At 43.7% G+C, this 446-nt stretch carries 2 pseudogenes; both read left to right on the forward strand.

Going from position 1 to position 446, the window contains the following annotated elements:
- Positions 1-186: pseudogene (locus NSP_RS09560) on the forward strand (hypothetical protein); the annotation flags it as partial.
- Positions 183-446, forward strand: a pseudogene (locus tag NSP_RS09565) (hypothetical protein); the annotation flags it as partial. The pseudogenes NSP_RS09560 and NSP_RS09565, both read left to right, overlap by 4 nt.

Below are 446 nucleotides of genomic sequence, written 5' to 3' on the forward strand. Positions count from 1 at the left end.
GCACAACCCCAGATTATGGAAACTACAACAGCTTGTAGTTTGGATTTTGACCCTGATGCTTTCTTGCAGGAGGTGGGAGCAAAGGAAAAAAAGCCCAAGACCATCCAAGATACGAGGCGGGTAGCTCAGAATTTACTGAGCAAATATCGGCTCAACTCAAGCGGTTTGAAAACAACCAATTCATGAACTATCTCAATCGCCACCCTATGACGGCTGTGTTCTTTTTCTTAGGATGTATTTTCTTGTCTATATCAGCCCCCAATATCAAATCCAATATTTCGACGATGGGGGAAATCCAACAAGCAGTTAGAAAAAATTCCACCCAAGAATGGAAACTGAGAGCTTCACAACAAGCAGCCCAAGCCCAAGCAGAAATTGCTGAACAACGTTATCGGGATGGTTGCGTGATGGTTGTGGCCATGAATAATCCTGATTCGTTCACTTCT

It is taken from the genome of Nodularia spumigena CCY9414, assembly GCF_000340565.2.
Classification (GTDB): domain Bacteria; phylum Cyanobacteriota; class Cyanobacteriia; order Cyanobacteriales; family Nostocaceae; genus Nodularia; species Nodularia spumigena.